1 protein-coding gene is annotated in these 254 nt (G+C 54.7%); it reads right to left on the reverse strand.

All coding sequences use genetic code 11. The features are described 5' to 3' along the window. Positions 1 to 156: 156 nt before the first annotated feature. On the reverse strand, positions 157 to 254 hold a 98-nt coding region (locus AACY52_RS32025), incomplete at its 5' end, for a transposase domain-containing protein (RefSeq protein ID WP_146374934.1).

The following is a 254-nucleotide window of genomic DNA, read 5'->3' on the forward strand; positions in this document are numbered from 1 at the left end:
GCCCCTAGTTTCGTAGACACCTCCAAGCCTTAAAATGAGGCCCATTAGGAGGTGCCATGAGCAACCAGCGTTATCCCGAAGAATTCAAAATCCAGGCGGTCAAGCAAGTGACCGAAAAGCAGCTTCGTATGCGTCCGGGCATCACGTCTTGCGTGATTAAACCGGCTGCCACTTATGCGGAAGCAGCTGCTCGATTTCACTCGCCCGCTGCGTCGGCAGGCGCGTGAGAACATCCTTTAGATAGGCGTACGGGT

This window comes from Pseudomonas sp. EA_65y_Pfl1_P113, from assembly GCF_963970525.1.
GTDB lineage: Bacteria > Pseudomonadota > Gammaproteobacteria > Pseudomonadales > Pseudomonadaceae > Aquipseudomonas > Aquipseudomonas tritici.